Source organism: Mesorhizobium sp. C268A (assembly GCF_040324475.1).
GTDB lineage: Bacteria > Pseudomonadota > Alphaproteobacteria > Rhizobiales > Rhizobiaceae > Mesorhizobium.
This window is the reverse complement of sequence record NZ_JAMYVX010000001.1, coordinates 1,795,662-1,816,050: the sequence shown is the minus strand read 5'-3', so window position 1 is coordinate 1,816,050 and position 20,389 is coordinate 1,795,662. Positions and strand designations below refer to the sequence as shown.

At 61.7% G+C, this 20,389-nt stretch carries 19 protein-coding genes; 17 read left to right on the top strand and 2 right to left on the bottom strand.

The features are described 5' to 3' along the window. Positions 1 to 303: 303 nt before the first annotated feature. A complete protein-coding gene (locus tag NKL06_RS08960; protein WP_023692318.1) occupies positions 304 to 1,383 on the bottom strand; it encodes a substrate-binding domain-containing protein in 1,080 nt (359 codons plus the stop codon). Between the two features lie 1,011 nt (positions 1,384 to 2,394). Between NKL06_RS08960 and NKL06_RS08955 the strand changes: the two genes are divergently transcribed. The 8 genes from NKL06_RS08955 (at position 2,395) to NKL06_RS08920 (ending at position 10,934) form a co-directional block, all read left to right on the top strand. Continuing rightward, positions 2,395 to 3,417 carry a LacI family DNA-binding transcriptional regulator gene (locus NKL06_RS08955; RefSeq protein WP_023667745.1) on the top strand — a complete coding sequence of 341 codons (1,023 nt, stop codon included), beginning with the start codon at positions 2,395 to 2,397 and terminating at the stop codon, positions 3,415 to 3,417. A gap of 173 nt (positions 3,418 to 3,590) precedes the next feature. Further along, complete coding sequence (locus NKL06_RS08950) at positions 3,591 to 4,604, top strand: SIS domain-containing protein (RefSeq protein WP_023692317.1); 1,014 nt, start codon at positions 3,591 to 3,593, stop codon at positions 4,602 to 4,604. Positions 4,605 to 4,632: 28 nt separating this feature from the next. Further along, entirely contained in the window at positions 4,633 to 5,955 is a 1,323-nt protein-coding gene (locus tag NKL06_RS08945; RefSeq protein WP_023686870.1) for an ABC transporter substrate-binding protein, read from the top strand. Between the two features lie 11 nt (positions 5,956 to 5,966). Continuing rightward, entirely contained in the window at positions 5,967 to 6,926 is a 960-nt protein-coding gene (locus tag NKL06_RS08940; protein WP_023682778.1) for a carbohydrate ABC transporter permease, read from the top strand. Further along, positions 6,923 to 7,783: a carbohydrate ABC transporter permease gene (locus tag NKL06_RS08935; protein ID WP_023692316.1), complete on the top strand. Its 861-nt coding sequence runs from the start codon at positions 6,923 to 6,925 to the stop codon at positions 7,781 to 7,783. Before NKL06_RS08940 ends, NKL06_RS08935 begins: the two co-directional genes overlap by 4 nt. A gap of 21 nt (positions 7,784 to 7,804) precedes the next feature. Further along, on the top strand, positions 7,805 to 8,659 hold the full coding sequence (locus NKL06_RS08930) for a sugar phosphate isomerase/epimerase family protein (RefSeq protein WP_023692315.1): 855 nt from the start codon (positions 7,805 to 7,807) through the stop codon (positions 8,657 to 8,659). Beyond that, positions 8,656 to 9,519: a PfkB family carbohydrate kinase gene (locus tag NKL06_RS08925; RefSeq protein ID WP_023692314.1), complete on the top strand. Its 864-nt coding sequence runs from the start codon at positions 8,656 to 8,658 to the stop codon at positions 9,517 to 9,519. The genes NKL06_RS08930 and NKL06_RS08925 overlap by 4 nt, the downstream gene beginning before the upstream one ends. After that, positions 9,462 to 10,934: an NAD(P)/FAD-dependent oxidoreductase gene (locus tag NKL06_RS08920; protein ID WP_245267106.1), complete on the top strand. Its 1,473-nt coding sequence runs from the start codon at positions 9,462 to 9,464 to the stop codon at positions 10,932 to 10,934. Before NKL06_RS08925 ends, NKL06_RS08920 begins: the two co-directional genes overlap by 58 nt. A 186-nt stretch (positions 10,935 to 11,120) precedes the next feature. On the opposite strand, the gene NKL06_RS08915 is transcribed toward NKL06_RS08920, so the two are convergent. After that, on the bottom strand, positions 11,121 to 12,215 hold the full coding sequence (locus NKL06_RS08915; RefSeq protein ID WP_023692312.1) for a LacI family DNA-binding transcriptional regulator: 1,095 nt from the start codon (positions 12,213 to 12,215) through the stop codon (positions 11,121 to 11,123). A 213-nt stretch (positions 12,216 to 12,428) separates the two neighbouring features. Between NKL06_RS08915 and NKL06_RS08910 the strand changes: the two genes are divergently transcribed. From NKL06_RS08910 to NKL06_RS08870, 9 genes are all read left to right on the top strand, one after another. After that, positions 12,429 to 13,271, top strand: a complete 843-nt coding sequence (locus NKL06_RS08910) for an ABC transporter substrate-binding protein (RefSeq protein WP_023692311.1) — start codon at positions 12,429 to 12,431, stop codon at positions 13,269 to 13,271. Positions 13,272 to 13,365: 94 nt separating this feature from the next. Then, positions 13,366 to 14,907: an amino acid ABC transporter permease/ATP-binding protein gene (locus tag NKL06_RS08905; protein ID WP_023667755.1), complete on the top strand. Its 1,542-nt coding sequence runs from the start codon at positions 13,366 to 13,368 to the stop codon at positions 14,905 to 14,907. Between the two features lie 60 nt (positions 14,908 to 14,967). Next, a complete protein-coding gene (locus tag NKL06_RS08900; protein ID WP_023692310.1) occupies positions 14,968 to 16,095 on the top strand; it encodes an NAD(P)/FAD-dependent oxidoreductase in 1,128 nt (375 codons plus the stop codon). A gap of 192 nt (positions 16,096 to 16,287) precedes the next feature. Then, positions 16,288 to 16,503, top strand: a complete 216-nt coding sequence (locus tag NKL06_RS08895) for a hypothetical protein (RefSeq protein WP_023692309.1) — start codon at positions 16,288 to 16,290, stop codon at positions 16,501 to 16,503. A gap of 13 nt (positions 16,504 to 16,516) precedes the next feature. After that, entirely contained in the window at positions 16,517 to 16,762 is a 246-nt protein-coding gene (locus NKL06_RS08890; RefSeq protein WP_023682770.1) for a hypothetical protein, read from the top strand. Positions 16,763 to 17,258: 496 nt separating this feature from the next. Then, complete coding sequence (locus tag NKL06_RS08885; protein WP_023692307.1) at positions 17,259 to 17,402, top strand: hypothetical protein; 144 nt, start codon at positions 17,259 to 17,261, stop codon at positions 17,400 to 17,402. A 10-nt stretch (positions 17,403 to 17,412) separates the two neighbouring features. Beyond that, positions 17,413 to 19,179, top strand: a complete 1,767-nt coding sequence (locus NKL06_RS08880) for a thiamine pyrophosphate-dependent enzyme (protein ID WP_023692306.1) — start codon at positions 17,413 to 17,415, stop codon at positions 19,177 to 19,179. A 23-nt stretch (positions 19,180 to 19,202) separates the two neighbouring features. Next, complete coding sequence (locus NKL06_RS08875) at positions 19,203 to 19,367, top strand: hypothetical protein (protein WP_023695159.1); 165 nt, start codon at positions 19,203 to 19,205, stop codon at positions 19,365 to 19,367. A 58-nt stretch (positions 19,368 to 19,425) separates the two neighbouring features. Next, complete coding sequence (locus NKL06_RS08870; protein WP_280790897.1) at positions 19,426 to 20,238, top strand: SDR family oxidoreductase; 813 nt, start codon at positions 19,426 to 19,428, stop codon at positions 20,236 to 20,238. Positions 20,239 to 20,389: the final 151 nt, after the last annotated feature.

Sequence of the window (20,389 nt, the reverse complement as noted above, 5' to 3'; positions counted from 1 at the left end):
CCACCCCTTTGGGCCCTACGGCATTGACGCACTCGGCGCCGCATTCCTCCCAGAACGCGCCATAAAAGACTTTGAATGCCGGCCGGTCAAGGTGCTAAATAGATTTAGCAAGACGGTCACGCCACCAGCGTCTAAAAACATTTCTCGATTGATGTAAACGATCCGCCCTTTCGCACTCAGGCTGCACCCGTAGAAACGACATGCGATCCCCCGCGAGCCTTGGGTCGAGGCGGTGCTACCCAGATCCGAGGTGCTGATGAACGGAGTTGAACTTCTGCAACGATGTCTTGCGACAAAGAATTGCTAGTGGTCGATGCTCGATTTGGATGCCGAATCCCAATCTTCTTGGGCGCCGTCATGCTCTCCGGTTCGCCCAAAGCTGGTCGGTACGGTCACCAGCGGAAAGTGGTCTATCGAATAATTCTCCAGAAGCGAAAATCCTTCAGCAATCATCACCTCGACATTCTGTCGGACCATGGTCACATCGAAGGGCAAATGCGCCGCGAATGGATCCCAGTCGAAGCTTCCGACAACAACCCGTCCAAGCTCACTTGAGGCTAGTGTCGAAGTGAACCGCAATGTTCCTTCAAGAGCGGTCACGCCGTTGACGAACATACCTGAGGGCAGATGCCCAAGCTGAGCGTATCGTGCAGCGAGAGACCGAGCAGCGTTGGTCGGTGCGTAGCCGCAGCAGTCAATCGTGCCCGGGCCCGTAACAATCCCATGCGCTGCCAGCGCATCGTGAAAACCCAGCAAACGGCTACGTGTTGCGTCATCATCGCTGACCCCGCCAAAGAAGAAGAGATCTTCGGTGGAGCCCCCTCGTTCTTTCAATTTCTGAACAATGATCTCCGTGAGCGCCTTGGCGCCCCCGTAGTTGTCAGAAACAACTGAGGGAGCCCGGCGGCCTGGCAGATCGATGTTGATGCACCGGACGCCCGCTGCCCGGCACAGGTCATTCAGCGGATCGGGGTCACGAACGCCCGCAAGGAAGAGAAATTCCACCTGCTGAGCCAGCAGGGTTTCCGTCACACTCAACTCGTTATCAGGATTGCGATGGGTGCTGACGACGATCGGGCACAAGCGGTGGACGCGGGATTCCGCTTCAAAGGCTTCGGCCAATCCGGCGAAGAAGCGATTGCGGTAATGTGGCAAGATCATTCCAGCGAGTCCGGATCGGGAAAGCCGCAATCCTCGTGCCTTGAGGTTGACAGCATAGCCAAGCCGCTCAGCCCAATCGAGGATGGTCGCTGCGGTTTCCGCCTTGATCCGGTGCTGTTGCCACGAGCCATTGAGGACGAGACTGACGGCGGTCGGGGACGACTTTGCCGCCACCGCGATATCATAAATCGTTGACTTGCGTCGGACAGACTTTCTCGCCATTGGTGACGCTCCCGCTGGGAGATGCAGTAGACGCTAGTGCGGGGTCAAGGCAACATCTCTAAATTGCGTCAAACGGTTTGGAGGAGCGACCCCACGGAAGGACGCGGCCTCTCGTGCCTGCGGTCCGGTCTCCCTGATTGTCTCGATCGTTGCAATGACAGCGCCAGGGCAATCGGCAGATTTGGGATTTTCCCTGAAGCTTCGTCAGCGTCACTGGAGACACCAACCCCAGTGTTTCGGCTTTGGTCTCCCCGATGATCAATCACCTTGCAAGGTCGACGAGAAGTTTCGATCAGTTTGGAGCCCACCGTTGGCGATGGTCGGGCGCACGCGTCACGATCGAGTCCTCCGTTTCAATAGCGGGAAGATGAAAGTTTTGGGTTTCTGAGTCTCTATCTGGCCCCAAAAGGGTGCTGCCGGATGCGCCTTCGTCTCCGGGCGTTGTTTGCGTACTTGGCCGAGGTGCCCTTGCTTGGCAAGTTCCTTCCGCGACAAGGGTCTGCTCGACAGCATTTTCGTCGCTATTGCCAATGCGGAGCCCCGGAGGATCAAAACCGGTTAGCAGCATGATGCCGACGGTTCAGAGCAAGCGACTCAGATTCCCGATTTGCTCAGAGTCTCCCAGCCTGTGGCTCTCCGTGCAGCGGGCCTTGAGCGTCTGGCTCGACCTTTTTGAAAGCTCGCCTCCAATCGCTGGACGAGTTTGGCGGCAAGGCTAGTCGTCTCCATCGGTGTTATGATCGATGCCAGGGAGGCCGCCTGGACCATGGCGTGAACTCATTGCCGTATGCTGGCAGTGCAAGGCAATGAACTGACTGCACAACATGTAGGTGCATTCGTGGATCAAATTTCCAGATAGCCAAACAGCGCGCGTATCTCGATTAGGTGGCAAGGAGTTGCGAAAGCTATGTTCGCAGTTTGAGAATCGTCCGATATGCCGCACAACGATGCCGGCAAGACGAGCCGAGAATGATCTGACGCAATGTTCAGATCCAAGAAGGACGGTTACCTGTGGCCCAGAAAGGAATCACATTAAAGGACGTTGCCGCAGCGGCTAAGGTGTCGCGCGCCACGGCCGCCCGGGCGCTCAACAGCTATGGTTACGTTGGCGACGAGACGGCGCTCCGCGTGGTTGAGGCAGCCGAAAGGCTGGGCTATCGGGCCAACCTCGTCGCGCAGGCGCTGCGCAGCGGACAATTGCCGATCATAGGCTTCGTGCCCGGCGATATCCAGAATCCGTTCTTCGCCCGAATCGCGCACGACATAGAGGTGGAACTGCGCAAGCACCGCCACAATCTTCTGATTGCCAGCAGCGAGGAGAATGTAGAACAGGAGAAAGAACTGCTTGAGAGCCTTCGCTCGCTCAGCATTCGCGGCTTCATCCTTGCCCCAACGTCTGCAACCGACAGCCAGCATATTGTGCAACTGGCCCGCGAAGGCGCACCGATCGTGCTCATCGACCGCGTGGTAAAGGACCTGCAATGCGACAGCGTCGTCGTCGACAACGAGGGCGGGGCACGCGAGGCAGTGGACTATCTGGTTGGCAACGGTCACCACCGGATCGGTCTTTTGCGCGACGAGTCACGCATCTTTACGGCACAGGAACGCTTGGCTGGCTACGAAAACTCGCTCCACTCGCATGGGATCGCAATCGATGAAGCGCTCATCGGCGTATCGCGCTCGACCGTCGAGCACGCCATCGAAGCCACGATCCGCCTGTTCAGCCGGCGCAATCGCCCCACCGCACTGTTCACGGTGGACAGCCTCATGACGCAAGGCGCGCTTCTTGGCCTGCGTTCAATGGGGCTCTCGATTCCGCATGATGTGTCGGTGGTTGGCTTCGATGACTTCAACCTCGCCACGTTCACCGATCCGCAGATAACGGTCGTGGCGCAACCCATCTCCGAGATCGGACCGCTCGCCGCCAGATATCTGCTGGAGCGGCTTGCCGGCAAAAAGGTTGCACCGCGCCGTACCCGATTTCAGACCCGCTTGATCGTACGCGGATCGGTTGCCCGGCGCGCTGTGCGCTAAAGAGCAAACCCCTCGATTTCGGAGAATTTCGTCTAAAGGACTTGCCATTGGCGAAATTGCGTGCCCATTATTGCTTGTGAGATCGATCTCACATCGGAAAAACGAGCTAGACGGCCCACCGACGCCTAAGGCGGGCTAGAGGCCTGTCACATGCGAAATACAAGGAAAACGTCATGCTGAACTTCGATAGGGACCGCTTCGTGAAGATCCAAAGCGGGGCCGTCGCCGTCGCAGGTGAGGTTCGCTCACTCATGCGCACACTGCTGGCAGATGGCGTCGAGCGGCTGTTTTTCATGGGCACCGGCGGCGTGCAGCTTCTAACCTTGCCCGCGATCGAGTTGGCGCAGCGCTGGTCCACCTTCCCGGTGAGCGGTGCCTATCCGGCGCAGGTCGTGATCGATCCGCCCGCCGGTCTCGACAGCAAGGCCGTGGTGGTCATCCCGTCCTTGTCGGGCACGACCAAGGAAGGCGTCGAGCTCATGGCCTTTCTGAAAAAACGTGGTGTGCGCACGATTTCGCTCACCGGCCATTCGGATACGCCAATCGCACGGGAGGCTGACCACAATTTCACGAACTTCGCCGAAGACGACACCTCGTCGGAATCCTTCTACCTGCAGACGCTGCTGATCGTCCTGGCCCTGCTGGAAGAGCGCGGCGAATATGATGATTTTGATGGCACTGTCGCCGAACTCAAACTGCTGCCGGATCTGCTTGCCGACGCCAAGGCTGCCTTTGAGGACAGGGCGGCCGAACTGGCCCAGACAATCAAGGACGATACCTATCACATCTTCACCGGCGCCGGCTCGGTGTGGCCGGAGGCACACTATTACGGCATGTGCATCCTCGAAGAGATGCAGTGGATTCGCACCCGCCCGGTGCACGCCGCCGACTTCTTCCACGGTACGCTCGAGTTGGTCGAGCCGGGCGTCAGCGTTTTCGTGTTCAAGGGCGAAGATGCCCTTCGGCCACTGGCCGACCGGGTCGAGAACTTCGCCAGGCGCTACACGGACCGCGTTCGCACGCTGGACGCGGCCTCGGTCAAGTTGCCGGGCATCTCCGCAAAGGTCCGCGGCATGATCTCGCCGGTTCTGCTCGCCACCTTGCTCGAGCGGCTGAGCGCCCATCTCGAGGTGCTGCGCAACCACCCGCTGACCACCCGTCGCTACTACAAACGCGTGGAATATTGATCCCCTCTTACCTCTGAAGGAGCTATCCATGAAACGTTCGCTGCAAGTCGTGGCGGTCACGGTGGCCGCGGTATCATCATTGGGGTTGTCGATAAGCGGCAGTTCCGCCGCTTCGCCGGCTGTCACGGCCGACCCAAACGCCAAGGTGGAATACACCGGCACGCTTTCGGTCCTGACCAAGTTCGGGCTGCAACAGCTGTCGCCCTATTTCGTCAACCTGGCACAGGCCTATGAGAAGCTCCATCCGGATGTGAAGGTCGAACTTATCCAGGAGAGCGACGACAGCGTGAAGGGCAAGACCAAGACGCTGGTCGCTTCCAACTCGCTGCCCGATATCTATTTCTCCTGGACAGGCAGTTGGGGTGGCAATTTCGTGCGCGGCAATCGCGCCGTTGATCTCACGCCCGTCATTGCTGCCGATACCGAGTGGGGCAAGTCGCTGTCTCCAGCCGCCGTCAAGGCGTTCCAGTACAACGGCAAGTTCTATGGCATTCCGCTTTACCAGGATGCCAAGTTCATGGGCTACAACAAGCAGATCTTCGCCAAGCTCAGCCTCAAGGCACCCGCCACTTTCGAGGACTTGCTGACCAGCTGCGACGCCATCCGCAAATCCGGCGTGACACCGATCTCCTTCGGCAACAAGGAGGCTTGGCCGGCGATCCACTTTGCAGGCCAGCTGCTCGCCTACAACGTGCCGCAGGCAACGCTGGAACGCGACTTCGATCCGGCCACCGCCCAATACAGCGATCCAGGCTATGTCGCAGCACTCAAGCAGTTCAGCCAGCTTGTCGAGCGCTGCACCGATGGCGCCGGCGTCAACGGCACATCCTATGCCTCGGCTCTCCAGGCCTTCACCAACGCCCAGTCGGCCATGTACTACCAGGAAATCATCGAGTTCGATCAGGCCGCCACGCCGGAGTCGGCGTTAAAGCCCGCCGATTTCGGATTCTTCCGGCTGCCGGTGCCCGCCGGCGCCAAGGGTGACGCCAAGTCGATCGAGGGCGCGCCGGAGGGCTACATGATCAATGCGGCATCGAAGAACATCCCGCTGGCGATCGATTTCATGAAGTTCGTGACCTCGAAGGAAAATGCGCAGGTCTTGTCTGCGCCACCCTATGGCCAGCCGAGCGCCACCATCGGCGGCGCCTCGGAATCGAACATGAGCGCGGCTGTGGTCGATGGCCTCAAGGATATCAACGCCGCCTCATACCTCATGCCCTGGCTGGATACGGCCAACCCACCGCGCGTCGCCGCCGTCTGGCTGTCCAGCCTGCAGGCGCTGGCGGGCGGCTCGATGACGCCCGAGCAAGTGATGGACGAGGTGCGCAAAGCCGCATCCGCGGCCAAATAAAGCAGGCGAGCATGGCAAGGGCCTCGGACACAGTGGACAGCGGCGCCGACATCGGCGTCGCCAGGCCGCAACGGCCAAAGAGCCGGCGGGCCTGCTTCGCCAACCTGTTGTCGTTGCGATGGGCGGCGATCGCGCTCATCCTCATCGGCTGGTTCGTCTATTATCCGATCGTCGACAATTTCATCGTCAGCACCACCGACCAGGACATCTACACCGGCGAGGTCACCAATGTCGGCCTCGCCAACTACGACCGGCTGCTGCATGACCCGGTCGTGCTGCTGGCGCTGTGGAACAACTGCCTCTACGCTCTCATCTCCGTCATCTTCCAGGTCTTCGGCGCGTTCCTGCTGGCGGCCATTATCGAGGACCTGAAAAGCGAAAGCTGGCGCCGGCTGTGGCGCGCCGTCTATTTCGTGCCGTCGGCAATCTCGATCACGGTGACCGGCCTGCTGTTTTATTTCATCTACCAGCCGCAGATCGGCTTGCTGGATGCCGCGCTCAGCCGTGTTGGACTGAGCCAGCTCGTCATGCCTTGGCTCGGCAATGAGCACACCGCCATCTATGCCATCATCGCCATGAGCCAATGGCAGGGTTTTGGCTATTCGACGCTGCTGTTCGCCATCGCCATCCAGAAGATCCCGCGCGACCTCTACGATGCCGCAACGATCGACGGCGCGGGTCCTCTTCGCCGCCTGTGGAGCATCACCTTTCCGCTGACCCGGGAAATGACGGGGTTGATGATCATCGTCACCATCACGGGCGCGTTCCAGGTGTTCAACGAGGTCATGGTGATGACCGCAGGCGGGCCCAACAACAGCAGCCAGGTGCTGGGCACGTGGCTCTACCAGAAGGCCTTCATCGAGGACAATTTCGGCTATGGCGCGGCGATCGCCGCCGTCATCTTCATGTTGACCATGCTCACAGGTGCGGCACAGCTCTGGTACACCAAGCGCCGCCGGGTGCAGCTATGAGTGCGATGGTCGCAGCCGGTCGCAGCCGGCACGTCAATGTGTGGTCGGTCATCGCCAGGACGTTGCTCTATTCATTCCTGGTCTGCCTTGGTGTCGTCGTCATCTATCCGCTGATCTGGATGGCGCTGAGCGGCTTCAAGGACAATGCGCAGATCTTCGGCGATCCCTTCGCCCTGCCCACCCATTGGTCGTGGAACAATTACGTGCAGGCATGGAACCAGGGCGTGCGTGGCTACGTGACAGTCTCGGTGCTGGTGACCATCGCTTCGGCCATATGCACCGTGCTGATCAGCGCCTGGACGGCCTTCGGCCTGACCCGCACCAAGATGCCGGCAAAGCCGCTGGTTATCGCCATCGTTCTGGGCGGCTTGATGCTGAGCCCCACGGTGGCGATCATTCCACTGGTGAAGATGTTGCAGGCGCTCGGTCTCTACAACACCTACTGGGCGCTGATCATTCTCTACACGGCGTTCCGGGTGCCGTTCACCACCTTCCTCATCCGCGCCTACATGCTGGATCTGCCTGAAGACATCGACGAGGCGGCGACGATGGATGGCGCCAGCGAGGGTCAGATCTTCTGGCGCATCACCTTGCCGCTGTGCCGGCCGATCATCATTTCCTGCGTCATCCTGCACGTCCTGTTCGCCTGGAATGAATATCTCTTCGCCATGATCTTCACGAGCGGCTCCGATGTGCAGACGCTGCCGGTCGGACTGACGTCGATCATGGCAACGCACGGGACCAACTATGCCGTGGTGTTCGCGGCCATGACGATCTCGGCGCTGCCTATCGTGATCGTGTTCTTTGCCGCGCAACGCTACTTCATCCGTGGCTTGGCCGAAGGCATCGGCAAATAACAATTCCCGAAAGGAGCCTTCATGCCGCAGCTCGCTGCTCATCAGCTGATCGGAGCCAATTTCAGCTTTCAGCACTTCCCCTTCGATGAGGTCGCCAGGACGATCCGAGGCTTTGGCCTGCTCGAGGTCGAACTGTGGGGGATTGCCCAGCATCTGGACTTGTTCCATGCCACGGACGCGCGTGTCGAATCCGTTCGCCGGGTACTCGCCGACAACGAGCTGTCGGCTTGGTGCTTTACGCCTGAGCAGGTGTTGTATCCAATCAACATCGCCTCCGGCGACGCCGCACTGCGCCAGGACAGCATTGAGCGGTTTTGCCGTGCAGCCGACATCTGCGCGGCGCTTGGCGCCCGCTATCTCTTCCTGACGCCCGGCCGGGGCTACGAGAGCCAACCCCGGCAACCGGCATGGGACCGCGCGGTCGAAGCGGTCGGCGAGATCGCCCGGCGCGCAGCCGCAAACGGGGTGCGCTGCCTGCTCGAGCCGTTGCAGCGGTTCGAGAGCAACATCGTCAATGATGCGGCAAGCCTGCGCCAAATGCTGGATGAGGTGGGCGCCGGCAATATCGATATCGTGCTCGACACTGTCGCCATGGCCACGGCCGGCGACACCGTGGCCGGCTATATCGACCTGTTCGGCTCGCGGCTGGCGCATGTCCATCTGGTCGACGGCACGCCAGGTGGGCATCTGGTGTGGGGGGAGGGCACGCTGCCGCTTGGCCACTACGTCAGCGAGCTTGCGCGCCTGGGCTATGCCGGAAAGTTCACCTTCGAGCCGTTCGGCAACGGCTCCTACGCGCTCGATCCGGTAAAAGCCTGGACACGCTGCCTTGGCGCCATCGCGCCATACCTCAATTGCGCAACGGTGCCGGCATGAGGTCGAAGAAGCTTATCGCGGTCGGGGACAATTGCCTTGATGCCTATTTGACCAACAACTTGATGACGGTGGGCGGCAACGCCTTGAATGTCGCGGCGCAATGGCGGCGCAACGGCTGGTCCGCGCGCTATTTCGGCGCCGTCGGGAACGATCCCGAAGGCGACGTGGTGCTTGCTGAGCTGGCAGGTGCCGGCCTATCCCCCGACGACGTCGAACGGCGTCCCGGCGATACGGCCGTCACCTTGCTGCGCGATGAATCCGGCGACCGGAAGTTCCTGCACGAATCCTTCGGTGTGGGCGAAAACTTCATGCCGCTGCCCGCGCATTATGCGGTCATCGCCGCGGCCGACTGGGTGCATCTCGGCACCAACGCCAACAAGCACCTTGTCCAACGATTGGTGGCGGACCATGTGCCGTTCAGCATCGATCTATCGACCGCCCATATGGCGCTGCCGCTCGACGGTGTCCCGCTTTTGTTTGCGTCCGGACCGGACGATGTCGATGTTCCCATCGTGCCATCGCTGGGCGCGCTCAGGGCGGCCGGCGCAAGGCAGGTAGTTTTGACCTGTGGTCGACGCGGCTCCTACTTCGACGATGGCACGAATGTCGTGCATGCGCCGGCGACGCTTGTCGATGTCGTGGATACGTGTGGCGCCGGCGACAGTTTCATTGCCACTTTCCTCGCCGGCTTCCATTTCGGCGGCCTTGGCGCCTTGGAGGCATTGCACAGGGCGTCGATCGCGGCGGCGCAGACCTGCACCCATCTTGGCGGGTTTCCCCAGAGACCGCGTCCGATACCCGATTGGCTGCCAGCCAAATATGCCAGCTTCATTGTCGATGCGCAGGGAGCCCAAGCGTGAGTACACTTCGTTTGCGGCAGCCTGCGGTCGCGCTTGCATCTGACCGGTCGTTTTGGCTGCAGGACATTACCGCCGCCCCTGCGACCGAGCCATTGCGAGGCGACGAGCGCGCCGACGTGGTGATCGTCGGTGGCGGCTATACCGGTCTGTGGACCGCGCTGCGGATCCTTGAACTGGCGCCGCAAACGCGGGTGGTCATCCTTGAAGCCGATCTGTGCGGATCGGGGGCCTCGGGGCGCAACGGCGGTCAGGTCCATTCATGGTTCGCCGAAATCGACCAGATCAGTGCGGTCGTCGGTCTCGAGGAAGCGCGCCCGCTGTGCGCCGACACGGTGGCATCGATCGCGGAGCTGAAGGCGCTGCAGCAAAACGGCACCATAGACATGGACCTGAGGCTGGACGGATGGTTGTGGACCGCAAGCTCCATTGCGCAGGAAGGCGCCTGGGAGACCGCCGTGGCCTTGACGGCGGCTGTTGGAGAAAACCGTTTCAGCCCGCTGACGGCCGAGGACATTCAACGCCGCACCGGTTCATCGGCCTCCTATGTCGGCGTGGTCGAGACCACTGCCGGCACGGTCCATCCCGCCAAACTTGCCATCGGATTGCGCAAGTTGGCACTGGCACGCGGCGTCATCATCCATGAGCGCAGCCCGGTCCTCGCCATCGAACCCGGCATGACATGCACGGTGCGCACGGCGCATGGCGCGGTACGGGCTGACAAAATCGTGCTTGCCGCCAACGCCTGGCTTTCCGCGCTGCCGGAACTGCGGCGGCATCTTTATGTGGTCGGCAGCGACGTGATTGCCACTGCCGCCGTTCCCGAACTGCTCGACAGCATCGGCTGGCGCGACGGTGCCTCGATCTGCGATTCCCAGGCCCAGGTGCTCTACTACCAGCGCACCATCGGGGGCAGGGTGGTCTTCGGTCGTGGCAGCGGCAACGTCGCCTTCAGTGGAAATTTCGGCGCCAGCTTCAACCGCAGCCCGGAGCACGGCCGCGACAATATGCGAGAGCTGCATCGGGTCTACCCGTCGCTGCGCGGTGTGGCGATCGAATATGACTGGTCGGGGCCGATCGACTGCGTGCCTGAACACGTTCCTGTCTTCGACCACCTGCGCGATCATCCCAATATCTTCTACGGCATGGGATTCAACGGCACCGGCATCGCGCAGACGCCGATAGCCGGACGCATTCTGGCGAGCCTGGTGCTCGAGCGAAAGGATCGCTGGAGCGAAAGCGGTCTGGTCGGCATGGAGCGGCGCATGTCGCTGCCGCCCGAGCCTTTGCGTTATCTCGGCGCCAGACTTGTCCGCGCGGCGGTGGGCCGCAAGAACGAGGCCGAGATCCGCAACCGCAAGGCGGGCAGGATCACCAATCTTTTGGCGGCCCTGAAGCCAGGCAGGCGCAAGAATTAGCCGGGCATCTGGCTCATCGTCACGCTCTTCAAACCATGAGCCGGCACGTGCCGTCCCGATGACGGTGGACGTGGCATTGCGATCAGGGTGTTTGCTGGGCTTCATTGACCCGTATCAGTCTTAAAGCGGGGGTGCGTCGACCTTGGCTCCCTAGCGTATTCAATGTGGGCCGTATCGCCGCCACACCTATGCTTGGCGCACTTGGGGCTTTCCATTCAAGGGCGGGCCAACGGATCCGCGTGCAATGATGGCGGTCGGCAAAACGAGCCTTTCCGCCGGGCGGGAATCTCCCTTCAATCGCCGGATGAGCAATTCCGCGACGCTCTTGCCAAGCGCGTAGACGGGCTGGTCGATAACGGTGATGGGCGGCGTGGTGACGCTCGTCCAGTCCGCATCATGGAAAGTGATGAGCGAAATGTCGTCGGGAACCCGCAGGCCGCGCTCGCGGGTCACCTTGAAGATCTCCAGCGCAATGACGCTGTCGGAGGCGAGGATCGCCGTCGGCCGATCCGGCGCCGACAGCATCTCGCCGGCAACCCTGCGCGTTTCGGTGGGGCTTGTCGCGCCAAGGCGAACAAAGCGTTCTGGCCGATCAAGTCCGGCCTCTCGGCACACGGTGAGGAAACCGTCGATGCGCTCACGGACCGACGAGGTGTAGATCTGCCCGAGATCGCGGTACTCGTGCCCTTCGGCGTCGACCGCGGTCACATAGGCGATGTTGCGGTGGCCGGCATCGGCTAGAAAGCGGGTCGCCAGCATGGCGATGCCGCGATCGTCGGTCGTGACCGTATCGACATCCAGATCTGCCAGCGCCCTATCCAGCAGGGCAAGCGGTCGGCCCGAGCGGTGGATATCGCGCAGGTGCGCGATGTCGCGCGATTCCGACGGCGTGACGATCAGCCCGTCGACGCGCTTGCCGATGAGCAGTTTCACGGCCGCCTTTTCCGCCTCGATCTTCTCGCCGGAATTGGCCAGGATGACGTTGAACCCGGCTGCCTTTGCCGCGTCGCTGATGCCGCGTACCGCGAGGCTGAAGAACGGGTTCTCGATGTCGCCGACAACCACGCCGATGATGCCGGAGCGGCCGGTCGTCATGCTGCGGGCGAGCTCGTTCGCACGATAGTCCAAGGCCTTGGCCGCGGCCATGACTTCCGCGCGGATCATGTCGCTGACGACGCCGTATCCGCCGAGCACGCGCGCGGCTGTCGCTTTCGAAACGTTGGCCGCGCGGGCGACGTCGCTGACCGTTATCGACGGGGTCTTGGGGGCGGTCCTTTTCATCGGATGACGACTACAAGAGTTGTTGACGGGAGGTCAACGTGGCGATAACGATTAACAAAGAGACCGGTCTCACGCAATATGAGACCGGTCTCTTTAAAAGGAGTGGAGCCGAGAGGCGTGACGGACCGTGATTTCGGCAAGGGCATGTCGGCGCGCCAGATGGCGGCTCGACGGAAATACCAAGAAGAACAGACCTTCAGAGTGGAGAAAGACATGAGCAGGAAAGAAATTCTCAAGTCGTTGATGTGCCCGGTCAGAACCGGCGCAATGGCTCTTATGGCGATGTGCGTCGGCGCCGGGCTGGTTTCAGGAGCGGCCGCCGCGGATGACAATCCCTATGGCCTCATTGATGCGAAGGTCATCAGCGTCGGAACCATGGGCGATGCCAAACCCTACGCTTTCACCCAGGCCGATGGGTCGTTCACCGGCTTCGACATCGAATTGTTCCGCAACGTCGCGAGCCGCCTTGGCTTCAAGCCCGACCAGGTGATCTTCACCGGCCAGGAATTCTCGGCGCTGATGCCTTCGGTTGCAAACGAGCGTTTCGATGTCGCGGTCGCGGCAATCGGCACGACGGAAGCACGCAAGAAGACCGTCGACTTTTCCGACGGGTATATCGCAGGCTATCTGTCCGTGCTTACTGCCGACAAGGCGATCACGTCGGCGGACGGGCTCAAGGGCAAACGTCTCGGCGTCGTGCAAGGCACGCTCCAGGAAATCTACGCGGCGAAGAATTTTGTCGGAACCGATCTCGTCAAATTCCCCGACAACAACTCCGCCGTTTCGGCGCTTAACAACGGAACCGTGGATGCCCACTTCCTCGATTACGAGGCTGCCAAGGACTATGGCGTTCGCTATCCGAACCTGAAGATCGCGGTCAATATTCCTTCCTTTGACGCGCCGGCCGGCTTCGTCCTGCGCAAGGGCAACGACAAGCTCCGCAATGCGCTGAACACCGCCCTTCATGCGGCCATGCAGGACGGCACCTGGAAAACGCTTTATGAAAAGTGGTTCCCCGGCTCGCCGATGCCCGACCAGTATCTTCCCAAGAAGTAGACCGTACCCGGCCGCTGGCTCTCATGCCGGCGGCCGGATTACGCCGCCGTCCTTGATGCGGACGATGTGAATAGCGCAACCGAAAGGGGGGCGAATGAACTGGCTCGAAAACCTGCGGCGCAGTTTCCTCGACTGGCAGGCCATGGCGGACGTGCTGCCCAGCATGATCACCATCGGATTGAAGAACACGTTGATCCTCGCCGCCGCGTCGACGGTGCTGGGTGTCATCCTCGGCATGATCCTGGCGGTCATGGGCATCTCGCAATCGCGCTGGCTGCGCATTCCGGCGCGGGTCTACACGGATATATTCCGTGGGCTGCCGGCGATCGTCACCATCCTGCTGATAGGCCAGGGCTTTGCCCGCATCGGCCGTGAAATCTTCGGCCCTTCGCCCTTCCCGCTCGGCATTCTTGCGCTGAGCCTGATCGCCGGCGCCTATATCGGCGAAATCTTCCGCTCGGGCATCCAGAGCGTCGAGCGCGGGCAGATGGAGGCCTGCAGGGCGCTCAGCATGAGCTACGGCCAAGGCATGCGCCTGATCGTGATCCCGCAAGGCATCCGCCGCGTCTTGCCGGCCCTCGTCAACCAGTTCATCGGCAACGTCAAGGATTCAAGCCTTGTCTACTTCCTCGGTCTGCTCGCCTCGGAGCGCGAGATCTTCCGTGTCGGTCAGGACCAGGCAGTGGTCACCGGAAACCTCTCGCCATTGCTTCTGGCCGGCGTGTTCTATCTCGTCATCACCGTGCCGTTGACCCATGTGGTCAACTACATCGACAACTCGCTGCGGGTCGGAAAGCAAAAGGCCGGCCTCGTCATCAGCGGCCTGGCCGAAGTGAGCGAACTGGAGGGCGCCACCGGCAGTGCACCTTCGGAGGCCGGCTCTGATGCCCGCTCAGCGCTGCCCCGCTTCAAGGGCGGCAGTCTCGCCATCACCGATCTCGACATGGCCTATGGCGACCTCGATGTTCTCAAAGGCGTCAGCCTGGCAGTCAAGCCTGGCACGGTCACATGCGTGATTGGCCCATCAGGTTCGGGCAAGTCGACCCTGCTGCGCTGCCTCAACCGCCTGGTCGAGCCCAAGGGCGGTGAGGTGTTGCTCGATGGTGCGAGCATCCTGGCGATGAAGCCTGAAAAACTGCGCCGGCGTGTCGGCATGGTTTTCCAGCAGTTCAATCTGTTTCCCGACCACACCGCGCTCGAAAACGTCATGCTGTCGCTGACCAAGGTAAAGGGGCTCCCTGTACAGGAAGCTGAGCGCATCGCCGAGGCGCGCCTTGCCGACGTCGGGCTTGCGACCCGCAAACACCATCGTCCAGGGAGCCTTTCCGGTGGCCAGCAGCAGCGTGTGGCAATCGCTCGTGCATTGGCGATGGACCCGGAGGTCATCTTGTTCGATGAGGTAACGAGCGCACTCGATCCAGAACTGGTGAAGGGTGTGCTCAACCTCATGGCGGATCTCGGCCGGCGCGGCATGACAATGGTCGTGGTGACGCATGAAATGGGCTTCGCCCGCAAGGTCGCCGATCAGGTCGTCTTCATGGATGAAGGTCGCATCATCGAGGCCGGCACGCCTGCCGCGATTTTCGACACGCCGAAAAGCCCGCGTCTGAAGCACTTCCTTGCCGAAGTGCTTTGATCACGCATGAGCCCTTCAAGACGGCCGCCCAACCCAACCTCCACCAGTGAAAGATATCTCATGGCTACATCACATCAGGTTTCCAAGGTCGTTGTCGTCGGCGGCGGCATTTTTGGCGTCTCCTCGGCCGTTCATCTTGCAAGGCTCGGCATCGAGACCGTGCTGGTCAATGATGGACCGCTCGCCAAGGGAGCTTCCGGCCGCTCGCTCGCCTGGATCAATTCGGCGCGCAGGCGCTCGGCTGAATATCATCGCCTGCGCATGATCGGTATCGACCGCTACCGCAGTTTGTCGGCGCGATACCCGGATGCCGCCTGGCTGCGTTTCGACGGTGGCCTGACGTGGGATGCGGACGATGCCTCAAACGAGATCGCCGATGTGTTCGCCCAAGAAAAACGTATCGGCTATGATGCGCAGCATCTGTCCGCGGACGCCATAAGGTTGGTCGCGCCGGGTGTCTGCGCAAGCGCAGTCACGCCTCAAGGCGCGATCTTCAACCCGGGTGAGGGCTGGGTCGACCTGCCGTCGCTGATCGAAATATTGATCGCGGAATTCGTGGAGCGGGGCGGCCAGGTGGTCACCGAGGCCGGAAGCGCTGCCGTCACCGTCGCCAACGGCCGCGCCACCGGCGTCACCACCACCAGCGGGATCAGCTTCGCCGCCAACGCGGTGCTTCTGGCGACCGGTGCTGATGTGCCGCGAATGGTTGCCGTGGCCGGTCAGCGTATTGCCGATGGGACACCAATCGCGCTGCTGGTCAGGACCAAGCCAGTCGACTTGCCTCTACGCGCCGTGCTCAACACGCCGCGCGTCGCCATCCGGCCGACGCCTGATGGCGCCCTCGCGCTCGATTCTGCCTGGTCGGAAGAACAGGTGGTAGTCAATCCGGACGGGACTTATCGCGTAAAAGCATCGACCATCCAGGGGCTTCTCGACGAAGCGTCGAATGTTCTCGACGGTCATCCGAAATTGGAATTGGAGAGCTACGGTGTCGGGCCCAAGCCAATCCCCGGAGACGGCGAGCCGGTCTTCGGCCAGTTGCGGGAGATCGAGGGGTATTACGTCGCCTTCAGCCACAGCGGCGCAACACTTGGCTTGATTGCCGGCGAACTGCTTGCAACCGAGATCGCCACCGGAACAGAGCACCCACTCTTCGCAAGCTTTCGACCGTCTCGATTTTCACTTTAGCCCGCCAATTCGCCCGGAATGGGATGTAATGTGGCATGCCTGGAGTTTCGCTAGCCGAGACGGCGGCCGCCTGGCCGCTTACGCACACCGAACCTGACACAGCGAATATGTTCCGGAACATTTTCTCCACGTTGAAGTTGGACAGCGCCAGGGCCGTCTTTCGTCCAAGCTCAACCAGCGCTGAGAAATTCCATGACCAACCAACACCCCAAGACTAAACAGCCCACGGACAAGGATCTGCGAGACAACCCGGGAATCGGCACCTCGAAGGGCGCGGTCAAGGGCGGCGAAATGCTCGACGAGAACGATGCTCTCGATGGGGACAATACGTTCGAAGGCGATGTCGAGAACGACGTCACGCCTCAGGGCGGCATCAACCCTGACCAGACCGGACGCACGAACAAGTAGGAGGCACCTTGCCATGGCCGGCCGGAAGACCCACGAGCAGCAGCTGCGCATCATCGAAAAGCGCGAGAACACCAGCAATGCCGGCGACGATTTCAATGCCGAGGATGAGCTGAAGAGATCCAAGCAGGAGCGTGAGGCGCGGCAAGACGGCGCCAATCTACGCGACGAGGGCGTGGAATTGACCGACAAGGACGATCGCCAGATGATCCGCGGCGAAAACCAGGAGAGCGAGCACCACAAGCGCAGGCAGGACGACTAAGCCTGCCGTCTTTTTAAGGCTATCGAGGAGCCATGCCAGACTACCGGCACGCCAGGCACCGCATGGTCGAGGCGCACATCGCCCGCCGCGGTGTGCGCGACGAACGAGTCCTTTCGTCACTGAGGCGGAATCCCGCGCGGGAAATTCGTCGACGAGGGGTGGGAGGAGTTCGCCTATGGGGACGGTCCGGGCGGCGTTGCGCTCTGGCTATAGGGAGCTGCGAAGACGCGACCTGAACATCGGCCAGCTCTGCCGCGAGCGCTTTTGGCGATCAGGCAGCCTCGGCCACTACGTGCAATCCTCGGCCTCGCAACAGTTCGATGCCTTCGTCAGTTCGATCGCACCTCGCCTGTTCAGCCGCTGACTGCCGAACAGCGCCTCATCGGGTGGTACTGACACGTTTGCCTTCGGCACCTGAATAGGCGGCCTTGCCTTCGGGCACGGAACATCTCACCAACTTTCTGGTTAGGCAGGCCGGATGAAGGGAGCTTTGCGCATGGCCAATAATTTGGAAGACGGCAAGACCGCTCAAACTTCCGACGAGTTGCATGGCGGCAATCGCGGCGGCAACAAGGACCAGCGTAAGACTGACAAGACCGCGAACAAGAGCAGCCAGGCGGCGGGATCCGCATCGCGGTAAGGACTGAGACATGCCGACCACCGCGGACATCCTCATCGAGACGCTGATCGACTGGAACGTCGATATCATCTTTGGCCTGCCGGGCGACGGCATCAATGGCATCATGGAGGCGCTGCGCAGGCGGCAGGACCGCATCCGCTTCATTCAGGTGCGGCACGAGGAATCCGCGGCCTTCATGGCGTGCGCCTACTCAAAATGGACAGGCAAGCTCGGTGTCTGCCTCGCAACTTCCGGCCCTGGCGGCACACACCTCCTGACGGGCCTCTACGATGCCAAGCTCGACCAAGCGCCGGTGCTCGCCATTACCGGCATGCAGTTCCACGACCTCATCGAGACCTTCACCCAGCAGGATGTCGACTTGACGCGCGTCTTCAGCGATGTCGCCGTCTTCGACGCGCAGGTCTCCGACGCGGCGCATATGGAAAACCTGGCCGGTCTCGCCTGCAGGTCGGCGCTGGCACGTCGCGGCGTTGCGCATCTGTCGATCGCCAGCGATGTGCAGGAACACACGCTCGGCCAGGCCAAGCGCTCGAAGCGCAACAAACCGTCGCATACGCCGGATCGTTGGTTCGAAGGAAGCAGGCTTCCCGACGAAGAACAACTTGCGAAAGCCGCCGAGATCCTGAACGGGGCGACGAAGGTCGCGATCCTCGCCGGTCGGGGCGCGCTTGGTGCCAGGCACGAGTTGGAAGAGACGGCGGAGCTGCTTGGTGCCCCCGTCGCAAAGGCCTTGCTCGGTAAGGCTGCCTTGCCCGACGATCACCCGCTGACGACTGGCGGCATCGGAATTCTCGGCACGCTGCCGTCGCAGGAAATCATGGAGGAATGTGACGCGCTGCTCGTCGTCGGCTCGACCTTTCCCTACATCGAATACTACCCGAAGCCGGGACAGGCGCGCGGGGTGCAGATCGAGCGCGACCCGCAGCGCATCGGCCTGCGCTATCCCATTGAGGCCGGCCTTGCCGGCGATGCCGCCGTGACGCTGCGACTGCTGAACAAGCGCCTGAAGCGCAAGGATGATCGCAGCTTCCTCGAGAAGGCGCAGGCGGGCATGCGACGCTGGCGCGAGATGATGGCGCAGTCGGAGCAAAAGGCCGCCACTTCGCTCAAGCCCCAGGTGGTCACACGCGCATTTGGGAAACGATTGCCCGATGATGCGATCCTGGTTGCCGATTCCGGCCAGAACACCGAGATGGCGGCCCGCCATATCGAGCTGCGTGACGGGCAGGCCTTCGGCGTCTCGGGCGCGCTGGCCTCGATGGCATGCGGACTGCCCTATGCGATCGCCGCGGGCCTGGCCTTTCCCGGCCGGCCGGTCTTCGCGGTCGTCGGCGACGGCGGTCTCGCGATGCAACTCGGCGAGTTCTCGACGGCAGTTCGGTACCGGGTCCCACTCAAGGTGCTCGTGCTCAAGAACGGCATGCTCAATCAGATCGCCTGGGAGCAGATGATGTTCCTCGGCAACCCGCAATTCGCCTGCGAACTCCAGCCCATCGACTTCGCCATGGCCGCCGAAGCCATGGGCGGCATTGGTTACAGCGTCTCTCGCGCCGAGGAGGTGGAAGGTGTTCTCGACGCTGCCCTGGCTGCTGAGGGTCCGGTGGTCATCGAGGCCGTGGTCGACCCGTACGAACCGATGATGCCACCGAAGATGCCACCGGATTATGCGAAAAATTTCCGCAAGGCGCTACCGGACACTCCCGGACGCGCGGAAATCGAGGCGAATGTGGCGCAAGAGCCGCTGAGGTCGATGATTACCGCCGGCGAGAAAGACTGACGACACGCAAGAAGGAGCACGAGTTGAACAAGACCGACAGCGGCACCGCAAATCGCAGTTCGCCGGACCTCATGGGCGGCGACCAAGCGTGCAAGGCCGAGGAATGGGGCGGTGGCTCGAAAGCCGCCAAGGGACCGATCACGGAACCGGATCGACACAACCGCAACTCCAGCCAAAAAAGGAGCTGACATGCAGGATGCCCAGCAGAAATATCCTCGGCCGCCGCTTCCCGAACAGCAGCAGGACATGCCCGGCTACACCGACGAGATGGATCCACGGCCCGACCACGGAGAGGAGAGCTATCGCGGCAGCGGTAAGCTGATGGACCGCGTCGCGCTGATCACCGGCGCGGACTCGGGCATCGGCCGGGCGGTGGCTATCGCGTTTGCACGCGAAGGCGCCGACGTCATGATCTCCTATCTTGAAGAGGACGAAGATGCGCAGGAGACGGCGCGCTTGGTCGAGGAAGCGGGGCGCAAGGCGGTGCTCGCACGCGGCGACATCTCGGACGAAATCTTCGCGCGGTCGCTTGTGCAGCGAGCTATCGATGAATGCGGGCGCCTGGACATCCTCGTCAACAATGCAGCCCACCAGGCGTCGTTCGAGAAGCTGGAGGACATCAGCGCGGAGGAATGGGATCTCACCTTTCGCACCAATGTCTATGCGATGTTCTATCTGTCCCAGGAAGCAGTGAAGCACATGGAACCCGGCTCGACCATCATCAACACATCCTCAATCAACGCGACCAGTCCCTCGCCGGCACTGCTTGCCTACGCCACTACCAAAGGAGCGATCGCCAACTTCACCGCCGGACTTGCAGGACTGGTAGCTGAACGCGGCATTCGGGTAAACGCGGTCGCTCCCGGGCCGATTTGGACGCCGCTGATCCCGTCGACAATGCCCTCTGAGAAGGTCAAGGAGTTCGGGAAGAACACACCGCTCAAGCGTCCCGGGCAACCGGCAGAGCTTGCAGCGACCTATGTGCTGCTTGCCTCGGAAGGATCGAGCTACACCACCGGCGCACTCTACGAGGTCACCGGTGGACGGCCGATGCTTTGAGCGAGCGTACCTGCCAGCTCCACGGCGCCCACTCCCGGTAGCACACCGACATGTGGCGAGGCTCATGCGCGATCAGGATCGCGGACAACCGCCACGTCCGCAAACTGGTCGAGGCGGATGCCGAAGCCTCCCACCAGACCCTGAACCGGAG

Excerpts from the sequence above, each read along its gene's own strand:
- NKL06_RS08960 (WP_023692318.1), bottom strand. The coding sequence starts at position 1,383 with ATGGCGAGAAAGTCTGTCCGACGCAAGTCAACGATTTATGATATCGCG.
- NKL06_RS08950 (WP_023692317.1), top strand. The coding sequence starts at position 3,591 with ATGCTGAACTTCGATAGGGACCGCTTCGTGAAGATCCAAAGCGGGGCC.
- NKL06_RS08945 (WP_023686870.1), top strand. The coding sequence starts at position 4,633 with ATGAAACGTTCGCTGCAAGTCGTGGCGGTCACGGTGGCCGCGGTATCA.
- NKL06_RS08940 (WP_023682778.1), top strand. The coding sequence starts at position 5,967 with ATGGCAAGGGCCTCGGACACAGTGGACAGCGGCGCCGACATCGGCGTC.
- NKL06_RS08935 (WP_023692316.1), top strand. The coding sequence starts at position 6,923 with ATGAGTGCGATGGTCGCAGCCGGTCGCAGCCGGCACGTCAATGTGTGG.
- NKL06_RS08930 (WP_023692315.1), top strand. The coding sequence starts at position 7,805 with ATGCCGCAGCTCGCTGCTCATCAGCTGATCGGAGCCAATTTCAGCTTT.
- NKL06_RS08925 (WP_023692314.1), top strand. The coding sequence starts at position 8,656 with ATGAGGTCGAAGAAGCTTATCGCGGTCGGGGACAATTGCCTTGATGCC.
- NKL06_RS08915 (WP_023692312.1), bottom strand. The coding sequence starts at position 12,215 with ATGAAAAGGACCGCCCCCAAGACCCCGTCGATAACGGTCAGCGACGTC.
- NKL06_RS08910 (WP_023692311.1), top strand. The coding sequence starts at position 12,429 with ATGAGCAGGAAAGAAATTCTCAAGTCGTTGATGTGCCCGGTCAGAACC.
- NKL06_RS08905 (WP_023667755.1), top strand. The coding sequence starts at position 13,366 with ATGAACTGGCTCGAAAACCTGCGGCGCAGTTTCCTCGACTGGCAGGCC.
- NKL06_RS08900 (WP_023692310.1), top strand. The coding sequence starts at position 14,968 with ATGGCTACATCACATCAGGTTTCCAAGGTCGTTGTCGTCGGCGGCGGC.
- NKL06_RS08895 (WP_023692309.1), top strand. The coding sequence starts at position 16,288 with ATGACCAACCAACACCCCAAGACTAAACAGCCCACGGACAAGGATCTG.
- NKL06_RS08890 (WP_023682770.1), top strand. The coding sequence starts at position 16,517 with ATGGCCGGCCGGAAGACCCACGAGCAGCAGCTGCGCATCATCGAAAAG.
- NKL06_RS08885 (WP_023692307.1), top strand. The coding sequence starts at position 17,259 with ATGGCCAATAATTTGGAAGACGGCAAGACCGCTCAAACTTCCGACGAG.
- NKL06_RS08880 (WP_023692306.1), top strand. The coding sequence starts at position 17,413 with ATGCCGACCACCGCGGACATCCTCATCGAGACGCTGATCGACTGGAAC.
- NKL06_RS08870 (WP_280790897.1), top strand. The coding sequence starts at position 19,426 with ATGCCCGGCTACACCGACGAGATGGATCCACGGCCCGACCACGGAGAG.